This is a genomic window from Pseudomonas sp. D47 (assembly GCF_045447305.1).
Lineage (GTDB): Bacteria > Pseudomonadota > Gammaproteobacteria > Pseudomonadales > Pseudomonadaceae > Aquipseudomonas.
In genome coordinates, this window is sequence record NZ_JBJGXU010000015.1 from 59,862 (window position 1) to 74,720 (window position 14,859).

At 60.9% G+C, this 14,859-nt stretch carries 13 protein-coding genes; 4 read left to right on the top strand and 9 right to left on the bottom strand.

The features are described from left to right. Positions 1 to 37 precede the first annotated feature (37 nt). The 9 genes from fis to ACI77I_RS12835 all read right to left on the bottom strand — a co-directional run bounded on the left by fis (position 38) and on the right by ACI77I_RS12835 (position 10,219). Positions 38 to 358, bottom strand: coding sequence for a DNA-binding transcriptional regulator Fis (fis, locus tag ACI77I_RS12795; protein WP_002555375.1), 321 nt, complete (start codon positions 356 to 358; stop codon positions 38 to 40). Further along, positions 355 to 1,368, bottom strand: coding sequence for a tRNA dihydrouridine synthase DusB (gene dusB / locus ACI77I_RS12800; RefSeq protein WP_242154184.1), 1,014 nt, complete (start codon positions 1,366 to 1,368; stop codon positions 355 to 357). The genes fis and dusB overlap by 4 nt, the downstream gene beginning before the upstream one ends. Positions 1,369 to 1,551: 183 nt before the next feature. Continuing rightward, positions 1,552 to 2,772 carry a DUF3426 domain-containing protein gene (locus ACI77I_RS12805; RefSeq protein ID WP_094949794.1) on the bottom strand — a complete coding sequence of 407 codons (1,221 nt, stop codon included), beginning with the start codon at positions 2,770 to 2,772 and terminating at the stop codon, positions 1,552 to 1,554. 30 nt (positions 2,773 to 2,802) lie between these two features. Next, positions 2,803 to 3,681, bottom strand: coding sequence for a 50S ribosomal protein L11 methyltransferase (prmA, locus tag ACI77I_RS12810; protein ID WP_094949795.1), 879 nt, complete (start codon positions 3,679 to 3,681; stop codon positions 2,803 to 2,805). 299 nt (positions 3,682 to 3,980) lie between these two features. Next, a complete protein-coding gene (accC, locus tag ACI77I_RS12815; protein WP_406997720.1) occupies positions 3,981 to 5,342 on the bottom strand; it encodes an acetyl-CoA carboxylase biotin carboxylase subunit in 1,362 nt (453 codons plus the stop codon). 17 nt (positions 5,343 to 5,359) lie between these two features. Beyond that, the gene (accB, locus tag ACI77I_RS12820; protein WP_094949797.1) at positions 5,360 to 5,818 is read right to left on the bottom strand and encodes an acetyl-CoA carboxylase biotin carboxyl carrier protein; all 459 of its coding nucleotides are present in this window, start codon (positions 5,816 to 5,818) and stop codon (positions 5,360 to 5,362) included. 24 nt (positions 5,819 to 5,842) lie between these two features. Continuing rightward, complete coding sequence (gene aroQ / locus ACI77I_RS12825) at positions 5,843 to 6,298, bottom strand: type II 3-dehydroquinate dehydratase (protein WP_094949798.1); 456 nt, start codon at positions 6,296 to 6,298, stop codon at positions 5,843 to 5,845. A 235-nt stretch (positions 6,299 to 6,533) separates the two neighbouring features. Continuing rightward, positions 6,534 to 8,495: a methyl-accepting chemotaxis protein gene (locus tag ACI77I_RS12830; protein WP_406997721.1), complete on the bottom strand. Its 1,962-nt coding sequence runs from the start codon at positions 8,493 to 8,495 to the stop codon at positions 6,534 to 6,536. Positions 8,496 to 8,548: 53 nt separating this feature from the next. Then, the gene (locus tag ACI77I_RS12835) at positions 8,549 to 10,219 is read right to left on the bottom strand and encodes a PleD family two-component system response regulator (protein WP_094949800.1); all 1,671 of its coding nucleotides are present in this window, start codon (positions 10,217 to 10,219) and stop codon (positions 8,549 to 8,551) included. A gap of 300 nt (positions 10,220 to 10,519) precedes the next feature. Between ACI77I_RS12835 and ACI77I_RS12840 the strand changes: the two genes are divergently transcribed. The 4 genes from ACI77I_RS12840 to speA all read left to right on the top strand — a co-directional run bounded on the left by ACI77I_RS12840 (position 10,520) and on the right by speA (position 14,738). Then, the gene (locus tag ACI77I_RS12840) at positions 10,520 to 11,587 is read left to right on the top strand and encodes a DUF2333 family protein (protein WP_094949801.1); all 1,068 of its coding nucleotides are present in this window, start codon (positions 10,520 to 10,522) and stop codon (positions 11,585 to 11,587) included. 2 nt (positions 11,588 to 11,589) lie between these two features. After that, complete coding sequence (locus tag ACI77I_RS12845; RefSeq protein ID WP_094949802.1) at positions 11,590 to 12,126, top strand: NUDIX hydrolase; 537 nt, start codon at positions 11,590 to 11,592, stop codon at positions 12,124 to 12,126. A 182-nt stretch (positions 12,127 to 12,308) separates the two neighbouring features. Then, positions 12,309 to 12,680: a translation initiation factor Sui1 gene (locus ACI77I_RS12850; protein WP_094949803.1), complete on the top strand. Its 372-nt coding sequence runs from the start codon at positions 12,309 to 12,311 to the stop codon at positions 12,678 to 12,680. A 144-nt stretch (positions 12,681 to 12,824) separates the two neighbouring features. Then, the gene (gene speA / locus ACI77I_RS12855; protein ID WP_094949804.1) at positions 12,825 to 14,738 is read left to right on the top strand and encodes an arginine decarboxylase; all 1,914 of its coding nucleotides are present in this window, start codon (positions 12,825 to 12,827) and stop codon (positions 14,736 to 14,738) included. Positions 14,739 to 14,859 lie beyond the last annotated feature (121 nt).

Sequence of the window (14,859 nt, forward strand, 5' to 3'; positions counted from 1 at the left end):
TTTTTTACGCGGGCGCCTTTCTGGTTTGATTGAATGCTTACAGCAAATCGTACTGCTTGAGCTTTTTGCGCAAGGTGCCACGGTTGAGGCCCAGCAGCTCACTGGCTTTGGTCTGGTTGCCCTTGACGTAGTTCATCACGCTTTCGAGCAAGGGGGCCTCGACCTCGGAGAGCACCAGGTTGTACACGTCCGTGACGGAAGCGCCCTCAAGGTGGGCGAAATAATTGTGCAGCGCCTTCTCGACACTCCCGCGAAGGGTCTGGCCTTCTTCGCTCGGCGTGTTGAGGTGCTGTTTCAAATTGACGTTGTCGCTCACGGGTGTTGTTCCACTCACTAAAGTCTCGGTCATCATCGTCATGCGGCCACCCCCTCTCCGTCCCCTGTCCCCAGGCTCTTTTCGCGCTCGCTGAAAAACTCTCGAACGGTGGCGACCTGTGCTTGCGTATCATCCAAACGATTGAACTGGGCGCGAAACTCCCTGGCGCCCGGCAAGGTTGCGAGATACCAGCCGACATGCTTGCGAGCAATGCGTACTCCCATCACGTCTCCATAGAAGGCGTGCAGGGCGGCCAGATGCTCTAGCAGAATACGTTCCACCTCGGTCAGCTCCGGTGCCGGCAAGACTTCGCCGGTACGCAGAAAATGCTCGATCTCACGAAAAATCCATGGCCGCCCCTGGGCGGCCCGGCCTATCAACAAGCCATCGGCACCGGTTGCGTGCAGCACGCGCCGGGCTTTCTCGGCTGAATCGATATCGCCATTGGCAAACACCGGAATCGACACCGCCTGCTTGATCGCGGCAATGGTGTCGTACTCGGCTTCACCGGTGTAAAGGTCGGCGCGGGTGCGGCCATGCACCGCCAGCGCTGTAATGCCTGCCTGTTCGGCGATCTTCGCCACCGTCAGGCCGTTCTTGTTGTCCCGGTCCCAGCCGGTACGAATCTTCAGGGTGACCGGCACATCCACTGCGGCGACAACGGCCTGCAGGATCTCGGCTACCAATTGCTCATCTTTCAACAGGGCGGAACCGGCGGCCTTGTTGCAGACCTTCTTGGCCGGGCAGCCCATGTTGATATCGATGATCTGTGCGCCCAACTCCACGTTGGCCCGGGCCGCAGCCGCCAGCATCTGTGCATCACCACCGGCGATCTGGACCGAGCGGGGCTCGGGATCACCTTCGTGGATCATGCGCATCCGCGATTTGCGGGTGTTCCACAAGCTCATGTCGCTGGTGACCATTTCAGAGACTACTAGACCCGCGCCCAAACGCTTGCACAGCTGACGAAAGGGCTGGTCGGTGACGCCCGCCATCGGGGCGAGGATCAAGCCATTTGGCAATGTGTATGGGCCGATGCGTACCGCCGACATAGGACTTCCCTGTTGTGGGGCCGGATCATTAGAGTTCGAAAAAGGGTTGGCATGATACCCGCTCTCGATGACTGGATAAAGGCTGAATTGGATAAAATCTGAACAGTTATTTCTTTATCGCCGCTGGTTTGGTTGCGCAGCCCAGTCAATAATCTGCCGTCAAACCTCGACGCGTGTGGCGCCTCACTCGGGCGAGTGGAAACTCAGGCTGTAATTCACGGCTTTATTGCCTGGATCGAGGATGTCCAGGGAGATATGGATCGGTGTCTGCGAAGGCATTTCGCTCACTCCGGCAAGCTCACCACTCAGGTATTCGGCCGGTTTGAAGCGACGACTGGCAATCAGTCCGCCGTTCAAATCGGCAAAGCGCAGTTCCAGCAGCGGGAAGGGCTGGGAGAACGTCGCGCGGTTATAGAGGATTGCATCCACCACCAGCGCTCCGGCGAACTCCGGGTTGCTGCGCACCACCAGGTTGCTGCTCTTGATATGTGCGATATCGACCCGTGATGGCACGGTGCAGCCCAGTGTGGGGCACAGTTGCTGGAACCATGGGCGGTAGGCGTCCTGGCGGGCCAGTTCGTCGAATTGATAGGCGATGTACTGGCCTGCGAGGCCCGCAGCAGCCAACAAAACCAGGATGATCCAGATAAGGCGACGGCCCCAGCCGGACGGACGTTTCTGCGCGTAAAGATGCAGTGGGTCGTCTTCCAGGTCCTGGAGGACGGCGTCGTGAAGGCCGGCATCGGGGCGCGGGCGCTTGCGACGCGGCTGAGGGCGTTCTTCAGGCTCGGGCTCGTCCACGGCATGGGTCAGGGGCGTGAACGGCGGGTCGAAGTCGTCATCGTCAGGGGAGGAGCGCAACAGCGGCTCTTTGTCGATATCGCCCGTGTGAAACGACATCGATGGCTCGGTGCGCTGCTTGGTCGCAGCCGCCGGTTCAGGCTCGTCTTCGGGCGCTTGGGGGCGTTCTTCAGGCGGTTCGCTGAACAGGCTGGCGGCCCATTTTTCTTCGTCGGCCTTAACGGTGCCGCGGGTGGCGCTGAGTGAGTCCTCAGGTTGCCGGCGGTCGACGTTTGCCTGACGGCGTTCCAGCTTGGCCAGTTCTTCGTCGAGGTCCAGGTTGTCGAGGTCCAGGTCTTCGGCGGCCCACTGTTTCTGGCTGATGGCCCTTGGTATTGCGGGGGCTGCCTTGGGCGTCGGTTGAACCGCTGGTTCAACCGCAGCTGGCTGTTCAGGTTTCGACGCTGATGCCCCGGCACGCTGCTCCAGCAACTGGCGAATCGCGTTGAACACTTGCAGGCACGAGCCGCAACGTACCACGCCACGGGCCACGTTCAATTGAGCGTGGCTGACGCGAAAACGCGCTTGGCAATGTGGGCACTGGGTGACGAAACTGTCGGTCATGCGGCCATCCGATTCAGGCAAGCGCTCATTCTAGCGCCGACGCCCACTGATGCGTACCCAGCCATCGCGGTTGGCGATCGGGTCCAGCTCGAAGTCCTTAGCATAGGCCGCCGCCACATCTTCGCCTTGCTCGGCGAGGATGCCCGACAGCGCCAGGCGGCCACCTGGCTTGACCAGGCTCGACAGCTGCGGCGCCAGGGCTACCAGTGGCCCTGCGAGGATGTTGGCCACCAACACATCGGCCTGCACCTGGGGCAGTTGCTCCGGCAGGTAGAGTGGGAATTTGCCCTCAGGGATGTGGTTGCGCCCGGCGTTATCGCGGGAGGCTTCCAGGGCTTGCACATCGATGTCCGTGCCTACGGCTTGCTTGGCGCCCAGCAGCAGGGCGGCAATCGCCAGGATCCCTGAGCCGCAGCCGAAGTCGAGCACGTTGCAGTCGGCCAGGTCCTGGCCGTCGAGCCATTCCAGGCACAGCGCGGTGGTGGGGTGGGTGCCGGTGCCGAACGCCAGGCCCGGGTCGAGCAGCAGGTTGACCGCCTCTGGCTCAGGCGCGGCGTGCCAGCTCGGCACGATCCACAGGCGCTGGCCGAAACGCATCGGCTGGAAGTTGTCCATCCAACTGCGCTCCCAGTCCTGGTCTTCGATCACTTCGCTGTGATGCTCGGGCAGCGGGCTACCGGTGAGCAGTTGCATATGGGCCAGGACGGCGGCGGCATCGGTGCCGTCTTCGAACAGGGCCAGCAAGTGGGTGTGGGACCACAGCGGCGTGGTGTTGAGTTCGGGTTCGAAGATCGGTTGGTCTTCGGCGTCCATGAAGGTCACCGACACGGCGCCCACTTCGAGGAACGCGTCTTCGTAGGTTTCGGCTTGTTCTGGGCTGATGGCGAGACGGACTTGCAGCCAAGGCATGGCGGGCACCTTTGAAAAAATGAGTGTGCGACCGGCTGGGTCGCGAAAGGGCGCAAGTTTACGCGAGCGGCGTGCAGAAGACGACTGTGCTGACTGCACACTCAGTCCAAATGTGGGAAGGGCTTATGTGGGCGCCGGGCTTGCCTGCGATGCAGGCGCCTCGGTCTTTCCTGGTACCGGTGCGATGCTATCGCAGGCAAGCCAGCTCCCACACAAGCCAGCGCCCACAGGATTTTGTGCTGTTCTTGATAGCCCAGAAACAACAAAGCCGCCCGAAGGCGGCTTTGTTGGGGGAACACTTACTGGTTAGCCAGCTTGTGTTCCAGGTAGTGAATGTTCACACCACCTTCGCAGAAGCCTTCATCACGAACCAGATCCCGATGCAGTGGGATGTTGGTTTTGATGCCGTCAACCACGATTTCGTCCAGGGCGTTACGCATACGGGCCATGGCCTCGTCGCGGGTAGCGCCCCAGGTAATCAGCTTACCGATCAGCGAGTCGTAGTTGGACGGAACCTTGTAGCCGCTGTACAGGTGCGAATCGACGCGAACGCCGTTGCCGCCTGGAGCATGGAAATGCTTGACCAGGCCTGGACTTGGGATAAAGGTTTTCGGGTCTTCGGCGTTGATCCGGCACTCCAGGGAGTGGCCGTGGATCTTCACGTCGTCCTGGGTAAAGGACAGCACATTGCCGGCGGCGATGCTCAGCATCTCCTTGACGATGTCGATACCGGTGACCATCTCCGACACCGGGTGCTCTACCTGCACACGAGTGTTCATCTCGATGAAGTAGAAACGGCCGTTCTCGTAGAGGAACTCGAAAGTACCGGCGCCACGGTAGTTGATGTCGATGCAGGCCTTGACGCAACGAGCCAGAACTTCCTGGCGCGCGGTTTCATCCAGGCCCGGTGCCGGTGCTTCTTCCAGTACCTTCTGGTGACGACGTTGCAGCGAGCAATCGCGGTCGCCCAGGTGGATGGCGTGGCCTTGGCCGTCGGACAGAACCTGCACTTCCACGTGACGTGGGTTAGTCAGGTACTTCTCCAGGTAGACCATCGGGTTGCCGAACCAGGCAGCCGCTTCAGAGCGAGTCTGTTTGGCGGCTTCGATCAGATCTTCTTCCTTGTGCACCACGCGCATGCCGCGACCACCACCGCCACCGGCGGCCTTGATGATCACCGGGTAGCCGACTTCACGACCAATGCGCAGAGCCGTTTCTTCGTCTTCAGGCAGTGGGCCGTCGGAACCTGGAACGGTGGGTACGCCGGCGGCGATCATGGCGTCCTTGGCCGATACCTTGTCGCCCATCAGGCGAATGGTGTCGGCTTTCGGGCCGATGAAGGCAAACCCGGATTTTTCCACCTGTTCGGCGAAATCGGCGTTTTCCGCGAGGAAGCCGTAGCCCGGGTGGATGCCATCAGCGCCGGTCACTTCAGCGGCCGCGATGATGTTGGAGACTTTCAGGTACGAGTTGGTCGCCAGTGGCGGGCCGATGCAGATGCCCTCGTCGGCCAGCTTCACGTGCATCAATTCGGTGTCGGCCGTCGAGTAAACAGCGACGGTCTTGATGCCCTCTTCCTTACAGGCGCGCAGGATACGCAGCGCGATCTCGCCGCGGTTGGCGATCAGGACTTTTTGCAGTTTCTTCGCAGGTTTCAACATCGAAGGCGCTCCGCGGTTCAAACGATGGTGAACAGCGGCTGGTCGTACTCAACCGGCTGACCGTTTTCTACCAGGATGGATTCGATGACGCCGGCTTTTTCAGCCGTGATGTGGTTCATCATTTTCATCGCTTCAACGATGCAGATGGTGTCGCCCACTTTCACGGTCTTGCCGACTTCAACGAAGGCTGGCGAAGTCGGTGCCGGGGTGCGGTAGAACGTACCGACCATTGGCGACTTGACCACGAAGCCGTTCAGTACAGGCGCAGCCGGTGCGGCAGGCGCTGCAGCAGCAGGTGCGGCGGCTGGAGCAGCCGCTGGAGCCGGTGCTTGCATTTGCGGTGCGTAGAACTGTTGGGCTGGGGTCTTGCTGTGACGGCTGATCCGTACGGACTCCTCGCCTTCCTTGATTTCCAGCTCGTCGATACCGGATTCTTCCAGCAGTTCGATCAGTTTCTTAACTTTACGGATATCCATGAATCATCAACTCCCAAGGGTCGGTCAGGGGCGCTTGGCCGGTTGTTCAAGCTGTTCCAGGGCGGCCTCCAGGGCCAGTCGGTAACCGCTGGCGCCAAGGCCGCAGATCACTCCTACCGCTACGTCGGAGAAGTAAGAGTGATGGCGGAAAGGTTCGCGTTTGTACACGTTGGACAAATGCACTTCGATGAATGGGATGCTCACCGCCAGCAGCGCGTCACGTAATGCAACACTCGTGTGCGTAAAAGCGGCGGGATTGATCAGGATAAAGTCCACGCCTTCGCCGCGCGCGGCATGGATGCGATCAATCAATTCGTACTCGGCATTGCTTTGCAGGTAGAGCAAATGGTGGCCGGCATCACGAGCCCTCTGTTCCAGATCGAGGTTGATCTGTTCCAGGGTCACTGCCCCGTAGACGCCCGGTTCGCGGGTGCCGAGCAGGTTCAGGTTGGGTCCGTGAAGAACCAATAAGGTCGCCATCGGCTGTTCCTTGTTATTGATGTGGGTACGGCAGAACTCGGCGACTATGCCGCAAAGCGTTTGTGACTGTCCAGTTCTATGCAGTAGGCGGCACGATTAGCGAGGATTGCGCAAAATTTGTGACTGCGGGTCAGATTCCGGTCATTGGTAAGACGGCCCGAAATCGGCGCGGATCCACTGTGGTAGCAGGCAAGCCCGCTCCCACATTTTAATCTCCGCATGACGGGCGATTGGGTCAGACGCGGAAGGCTTGCACGGCCGTGTTGAGCTGCCCGCCCAGCACCAGCAGGTGTTCGCCTTGGCGACGGCCCTGGCCAATGCGCAGCAAATTGTCCTCACCCAGCTGGTGAATCCGCTCGCTGTTATCGCGAATCTCACTGACGGCGCCACTTTGCTGTGCGGTTACATCGGCGATGCGCACCGCCGTGTCGGAAATGGTTTGGATAGCCCCGACGATTTCATCCAAGGCACCGTCCGCCGCCTGGGCTTGCTGGGCAGTGGCTTCGGCGTGTTCGACCTGGGTGCGCATGCCTTGCACCGATTGGTGGGCGGCGGTTTGCAGGCCGGCGATCAGCGTCTGGATTTCGGCCGTGGCGCCGGCGGTGCGTTGCGCCAGCGAGCGCACTTCATCGGCGACCACGGCAAACCCGCGCCCGGCCTCACCGGCACGCGCAGCTTCGATGGCGGCGTTGAGCGCCAGCAGGTTGGTCTGGTCGGCAATCGCGCGAATCACCGTCAGCACACCGCCAATGGTAGCGGATTCTTCGGCGAGTTTTTCGATCATCTGCGCGTTTTGCTGCACTTCGCCCACCAGGGCATGCAGCCCGGTCAGGCTCAGGCCGATCACGCGTTGGCCCTGTTCCACGGCCTGGCCCGCACTGCGGCTGGCACCGGCGGCCTGGCTGGCATCACCGGCCACTTGCTGGATGGTCGCCTCCAGTTCACCCAACGAATCACGGATCTGCGCGGTGTCCCCGGCCTGGCGCTCGGCACCGTCGTGCAGGCCGCTGCTCAGCTCGGCGAGGGCGCGGCTGCTACCGGCCACTTCTTCGGCATTGCCGCGAATGGTGCCGACCAAATCGACCAGATAAGCGCGCAGGCGGTTGAGCGAGGCTTCGATATCGTGCAGCTCGCGGTTGGTCTTGCCCAAGGCAATCGGTCGGCTGAAGTCGCCTTCGGCCCAGGTCGACAAGGCGGGTGCGAGGTTGGTGAGTACGCGCGCCAGCTTCCTTTGTAGCGTGTCGATCAGCAGCGCGATCAGCAGAATCAGGCCGATCATCACGCCTTGCATCAGGCGCACTTCGCCCTGGATCTTGGCGTGTTGCGCGCGCACTACCGGCTCCAGGCCAGCGATGGCTTGCTGCACGGTAGCGATTTTCACATGGGTGCTGTCGGCCAGCGCGGTGCGCAGTTGGATCTGGTCGCGGGTGCGTTTGAGTTCGGCGGGGTAGCGGGTCAGCAGGCTGTTGAGTTCGCGCTTGAGGTCGACGCCAGTGTCTTGGGCTTCGGTTTTCACGGTGTTTTCCAGGCCCATCATGGCGGAAAAGTCATCAGTGTTGGACTCGGCACTGGCCTTAACGCCGAGCAACGGCAGCTGCGCCAAGAGGTCCGCCTGGGTGCGGATGCTGGCGACTTCGCGCTCCACATCATCCGCCAGTTCCGCGCGCCCGCTGCTCACCAGCTTGTCGCGGGCCAGGGACAGCTTGCCCAAGTGCTGGGACGCGGCCAGCAACGGCGGCAGATAACGCGAGGCCTCGGGCGAGTTGACGCCCATGGCGTACTGGCTCAGTTGCTCCAGGTTCGCGCCCAATTCGCGTTCGGCTTGCAACAGCAGGGCTTGCGGGTCGCCGGCCAGTTTGCCGGCGGCCAGCAGGTCGGTTTTGCTGAAGGTATCGAGGTCTACCAGGCTGGGACGCAGGTTTTGCCCCAGCTCTGCGGGCAGTTCGTCCAAGTGCTGCAACAGGCTTTCGAGGCTCTGGCCGGCACTGCTCAAGCGCAGGGCATCGCCGCTGGCCAAATAGTCGTCGATGTTGCGCGCGGCTTGGTTCTGAAAGGTTTGCGACAGGCCCAGGTAGCGTTCCATCAGCAAATAAGGCCGCTCCAGCGCCCGTTGCGACCACCACAGCGTCGCCCCAAGCGCCAGGCACACGGCCACCAGAAGGAGGGTATTCAGATTGGTCAGCAGCTTCAGGCGCATGCGTGGTTTCAACCGACAGCAAAAGATAAGTGCCTGAAGTTATTGCGTTTCCATTACAGAGTTATGACGGATTCAGTGGATTCCGGTGAAAAGGTGGCACTTTGCTTTGACGTGCGCGCGGCTTGCACGCGGTTACGTCCGGCGTTCTTGGCGCGGTATAGCGCCTCATCCGCCTGGGCGGCCATCATCAAACTGTCGGAGCCGTCGCACAGCTCCACCAGCCCGGCGCTGAAGGTGCACCACAAATCCTGCGGCTGGGCCGGGTAATGAATTTCGGCAAAACGCCCGCGGATTTCGTCCAGCACCTTGCAGGCCGATTCCAGGTCGGTGTCGGGCATCACGATGGCGAATTCTTCACCGCCGTAGCGGCCGATGTAGTCGGTCTTGCGCAAACGCTGTTTGAGAAACAGCGCCAGGCTCTTGATCACACGGTCGCCCATCGGGTGGCCGTGGCTGTCATTGACCCGCTTGAAGTGGTCGATGTCGAGCATGGCAAAGCTCAACGGCTTGTTCTCGCGGCGCGCGCGGAAGCTGCAGTCTTCGAGCAATTGCAGGATATGGGTGTGGTTGTACAGCCCGGTCAGGCTGTCACGGACCATCCGCGCCTTGAGGTTGCGTGCGCGGGCGGCGCGGTTGCGCACGGTGGTGATCAAGTGGCGCGGCTTGATCGGCTTGGTGAGGAAGTCGTCGCCGCCTTCGCTCATGGCATCCAACTGCTTATCCAGGTCGTCTTCGGCCGACAGGTAGATGATTGGCACGCTGACGTAACGGTCGTTGTGGCGAATTACCTTGGCCAGTTCGGTGCCGGTACAGGCGGGCATGTACATGTCGAGGATAATCAGGTCCGGCTGGAAGTCCGCCAGCTCGGCCATCGCCTGGATCGGCTCGATCAAGGTGCGCGTGACGATGCCGGCGCTGTTGAGCAGGCGCTCGGTGTGCAGGGCCTGGGCGCGCGAGTCGTCGATGATCAGCACTCTATACGGCTCGTACTGAGCGACGCAGGTCAGCACTTCGATTTTTTCCAGCAGGCTCGAAGCCTCGAGGGTGCCGGTGAGAAATTCCTGACCGCCGGCGCGCACGGCGGCCAAGCGCGTCGGCGTGTCGGTTTCATGCAGGCTGAAAAACAGCAGCGGCAGCTTTTGTTCCAGGCCTTCCTGGGCTTCGGCGGCGAGCGTGAGGCCCAGGCCAGGGCCGCAGAAATCCACATCCATTACGATCACAGAGGGCAGGCGCTCGGCCAGGGAGGCGCGAAACGCCGCCACGCTGTCGAGGGGCTGGGCGCTCATGCCAAAGAATTCCAGCTGCTTGGCCAGGCGTTCGGCGCGGTCGTGATCGGCCAGCATCACGTAGATCGGCTTGCGCATCGGCGGCAGGAAGGTTTGTTCCAGCTGGTCGCCCTGGCGCAGGCCGGTGCGGGACAGGCGCTGCATCAGGCGGTTGAGCTCGGTGATCACTTGGCTGCTCAGGCGGCCGCGATTTTCATCGACCACCTTGAGCGATTCGCCAATATGCCGCGCCAGTTGGCCATGCTCGGGCTGTTCGAAACGCTCGGCAAAGCGCAGCAGGCGCAGGTTGGCTTCGCTGAGTTCGGACAAATCGGTGTTCGACCATTCGCTGCGTTGCAGGCGCTGCCAGATCTCAAGAATTTGACGTGCCTGATGAATTACCCGCTGGGCAAAATGGTGCTTGAGACGCTCACGGCTCGGGTCTTCTGACTCGGTCATATCCTGACTACTAGTTAGGCTGCATGCTGAGGTCGACTGATGGCTCTATGCTAGCACCTCTTTTCTCTTACATGAGTGTCATACGTCAATTAAGTACAAGTCTGTGCCATTCAATTTTTGACTTGATGGTCGCGCAGCGTAAAAAACGTGCATCCTTTATAGTCCTACTTCCTCCCATGCGCCGCTTTCGGTTAAAAGCCCCGCGCCGATGGGCACGATGGGGTAGGGTTGTGGTCGGAGTGTTTGAACGCACCCGGACAAATGACGTGCATGAACTCAAGTGATTGAAAGGATATCGCCATGCTGGACTGGAAAAACCGCGCAGGCACTGCCAAAGGCCCCGCCCCTGAGCCCAAGTCGGCCAACCGTAGCTACGTTCGCAACCTGGTGATGAGCCGAGCCGTGCTCAGCGTGCTGGGTTTGTACCTGTTGGTCACCGGCGGCCTGGGTTGGTACTGGAGCGAAGAGCCCGCGCTGTTCCCGGTCCAGCAAAATGCCCAGCTTGCCGCCGAGAAGGAAGGCAAGCAGATGGTGGTGGGCTACACCACCGTCGAAACCCTCAAGACCGTGGTCAGCACCTTGCTGAACAAGCCTGGTGGCTACATTTCCAACGACCGTTTCCCGCCAGGCTTGTGGATGGACAACATGCCGAGCTGGGAATATGGCGTGTTGGTGCAGGTGCGTGACCTGACCCGTGCGCTGCGTAAAGACTTCGCCCGTTCCCAGTCGCAGTCGGCTGAAGACGCCGACTTGGCCAAGGCCGAGCCGCGTTTCAACTTCGACAACAAGAGCTGGGTGCTGCCGTCCAGCGAGTCGGAGTACCAGGAAGGCATTAACTCCCTGAGCCGCTACGAAGCACGCCTGTCAGACCCGAACCAACGCGGCGCGCTCTTCTATGCCCGCGCCGACAACCTGAACAACTGGCTGGGGGACGTCGCTACCCGCTTAGGTTCGTTGTCGCAACGCCTGTCGGCCAGTGTTGGCCGGGTGAAACTGAACACCGCGCTGAAAACCGAAGCCCTGGCGCCGGGTGAAGTGCCGCAGCTCGATGAGGAAGTGGTGGAAACCCCATGGATGCAGATCGACAACGTGTTCTACGAAGCCCGTGGCCAGGCGTGGGCACTGTCCCACCTGTTGCGCGCCATCGAAGTCGACTTTGCCGACGTGCTGGCCAAGAAAAACGCCACCGTCAGCGTGCGCCAGATCATTCGTGAGCTGGAGGCCTCGCAGGAGCCGGTTTGGAGTCCTATGATTCTTAACGGCAGTGGCTTTGGCATCCTCGCCAACCACTCGCTGGTCATGGCCAACTATATTTCCCGGGCAAACGCCGCAGTGATCGACTTGCGTCAGCTCCTCAACCAGGGTTGATGATGGACGCTAGTCACAACGAGGCCGCGCACCGCGCGGCCTCTGATGCTGAACTGATCGATTGGGTCGACGAGCAGGACAACCTGCTCGGCACCCTCGTCAGGTCCGACCTTCGCCAGCGCGGCCTTATCGGCCGTTGCACCTTTATTTTCCTGTTCAATTCAGCCGGTGAGCTGTGTGTGCATCGGCGCACCCTGAGCAAAGCCATGTACCCCGGCTTCTGGGACACGGCGGCGGGTGGGATGGTCGCGGCAGGCGAGAGCTACGCTGATTCGGCAGCCCGCGAGCTGGAAGAAGAGCTTGGGGTGGCGGGTGTGCAATTGACCGAGCATGACCATTTCTACTTTGAGGATGGCGACAGTCGGCTCTGGTGCAAATCCTACTCGGCGGTCTGGGATGGCCCGTTGCACCTGCAGCCGGAGGAAGTCATGGAGGCGCGCTTTTTACCCATAGAAATTGTCCTACAGGAAGCTGAGCAAAAGCCTTACTGCCCGGACGCTCAAGAGGGCTTGCGGCGCTATCTGGCCTCGCGTCGCTAAAGTTGCATAAATTGGCGCTATTTGGCTCTTAGCAAGTCGGCTTTTTGCCGTTACACTGCGCGACTTTTCCCCCGAACCACCTTTGCGGTTCGGTAGCGCTGCCCCTGCCTGAGTGGGGCTTCGCGGTCGGTGATCCTCATTGCGAGCACCGATCAGTCTTTGTCCTCCCAAGAGGATTGCCGGTGGCCAAAAAAGCCGCATCCTTCGCCGCCCTTGGTGGCCTGGTATTTTCCACCGACGCAGGTCGACACTGCCCGGACTGTCGTCAGCCCGTGGATTCGTGCACCTGCAAACAAACCCTGATCCCTGAAGGCGACGGCATTGCCCGCGTGCGACGCGAGAGTAAAGGCCGTGGTGGCAAGACGGTGACCACCATCACCGGCGCGCCGCTTGCAGAAGACGCTCTCAAGGAATTGGCCACCACGCTGAAAAAGCGCTGTGGCACCGGTGGCGCGTTGAAAGACGGGGTCATCGAGATTCAGGGCGATCACGTCGAGTTGCTGTTGGCCGAGCTGATCAAGCTCGGGTACAAGGCCAAGAAGTCCGGCGGCTGAAAGCCTCTTCCCAACCTGTGTCTAAACTCTGTCCTGCGAGTGAGGTCTTACCTTGCTCACAGGCAAATCGTCATTTTCATTCTTTAGACTGCGCCAGCCTCAAACCAGGGGCGGCGCCTTCGCCTTCATTTATAGGGGACTTCGATGTCCGTACGACGCACACGCAAAGACGATGGCAGCCAATGGACAGTTGCGGACAGCCGCAGTGTTTACGGGATTCGCCATTGGGGGGCCGGGTATTTCGCGATCAATGAAGCCGGTCGCGTTGAAGTCCGTCCGAACGGCCCGAACAGCACGCCTGTCGATCTGTACGAGCAAGTCGACGAGCTGCGCAAGAGCGGCCTGTCCTTGCCGTTGCTGGTGCGCTTCCCCGATATCCTGCAAGACCGCGTGCGCCAGCTGACCGGTGCATTCGACGCCAACATCGAGCGCCTGGAATACCAGAGCAAGTACACCGCGCTGTACCCGATCAAGGTGAACCAGCAGGAAGCGGTGATCGAGAACATCATTGCCACCCAAGACGTGTCCATCGGCCTGGAAGCCGGCTCCAAGCCTGAGCTGCTGGCCGTGCTGGCCCTGGCGCCGAAGGGCGGCACCATCGTTTGCAACGGTTACAAAGACCGTGAGTTCATCCGCCTCGCGCTGATGGGCCAGAAGCTCGGCCACAACGTGTTCATCGTGATCGAGAAAGAATCCGAAGTGGCGTTGGTGATCGAAGAGGCCGCCAACCTCAAGGTCAAGCCACAGGTCGGCCTGCGCGTGCGCTTGTCGTCCCTGGCGTCGAGCAAATGGGCGGACACCGGTGGTGAGAAGTCCAAGTTCGGTTTGTCGGCGGCGCAACTGCTGTCGGTGGTCGAGCGCTTCCGCGACGCCGGCCTCGACCAGGGCATCCGCCTGCTGCACTTCCACATGGGCTCGCAGATCGCCAACCTGGCCGACTACCAGCACGGGTTCAAGGAAGCCATTCGTTACTACGGCGAACTGCGCAACCTCGGCCTGCCGGTGGACCACATCGACGTCGGTGGCGGCTTGGGCGTGGACTACGACGGTACGCACTCGCGTAACGCCAGCTCGATCAACTACGACATGGACGACTACGCCGGTGTGGTCGTGGGCATGCTCAAGGAATTCTGCGACGCGCAGAGCCTGCCGCACCCGAACATTTTCTCCGAAAGCGGCCGCTCCCTGACCGCCCACCACGCCATGCTGGTGGTGCAAGTCACCGACGTCGAGAAACACAACGACGAAATCCCGCTGATCGAGAACAAGGAAAACCTGCCGGAAACCGTGCAATGGCTGGTGGACCTGCTGGGCCCGACCGACATTGAAATGGTCACCGAGACCTACTGGCGCGCCACGCACTACATGAGCGACGTGGCCACCCAGTACGCCGACGGCAAACTGACCCTGGCGGAAAAAGCCCTCGCCGAACAGTGCTACTTCGCCGTGTGCCGCCGCCTGCACAACTCGTTGAAAGCCCGCCAGCGCTCGCACCGCCAGGTGCTGGACGAACTCAATGACAAGCTGGCCGACAAGTACATCTGCAACTTCTCGGTGTTCCAGAGCCTGCCAGACACCTGGGCCATCGGCCAGGTATTGCCTATTCTGCCGTTGCACCGTCTCGACGAAGAGCCGCTGCGCCGTGCGGTATTGCAGGACCTGACCTGCGACTCCGACGGCAAGATCAAGCAATACGTCGACGAGCAGAGCATCGAGACCAGCCTGCCGGTACACGCCTTGAACGACGGTGAAGACTACTTGCTGGGCATCTTCCTGGTCGGCGCTTACCAGGAAATCCTCGGCGACATGCACAACCTGTTCGGTGACACCGACTCGGTGAACATCTACCAGCGTGAAGACGGGTCTGTGTACAGCGCCGGGATCGAAACCCACGACACCATCGAAGACATGCTGCGCTATGTGCACTTGTCGCCGGAGGAGTTGATGACGCATTACCGTGACAAGTGCGCGAGCGCGAAGATCAGTGCGGCGGAGCGTACGCAGTTTCTGGATGCGTTGCGGTTGGGTTTGACGCGGTCTTCGTACCTGTCGTCGTAACTGAAGTGACCCGGCTCTAATGTTGGAGCCGGGCTTGTGTGGGAGCTGGCTTGCCTGCGATAGCATCACCGCGGACCGTTTGATCGATCGCGGTGATGCTATCGAGGGCAAGCCCGGCTCC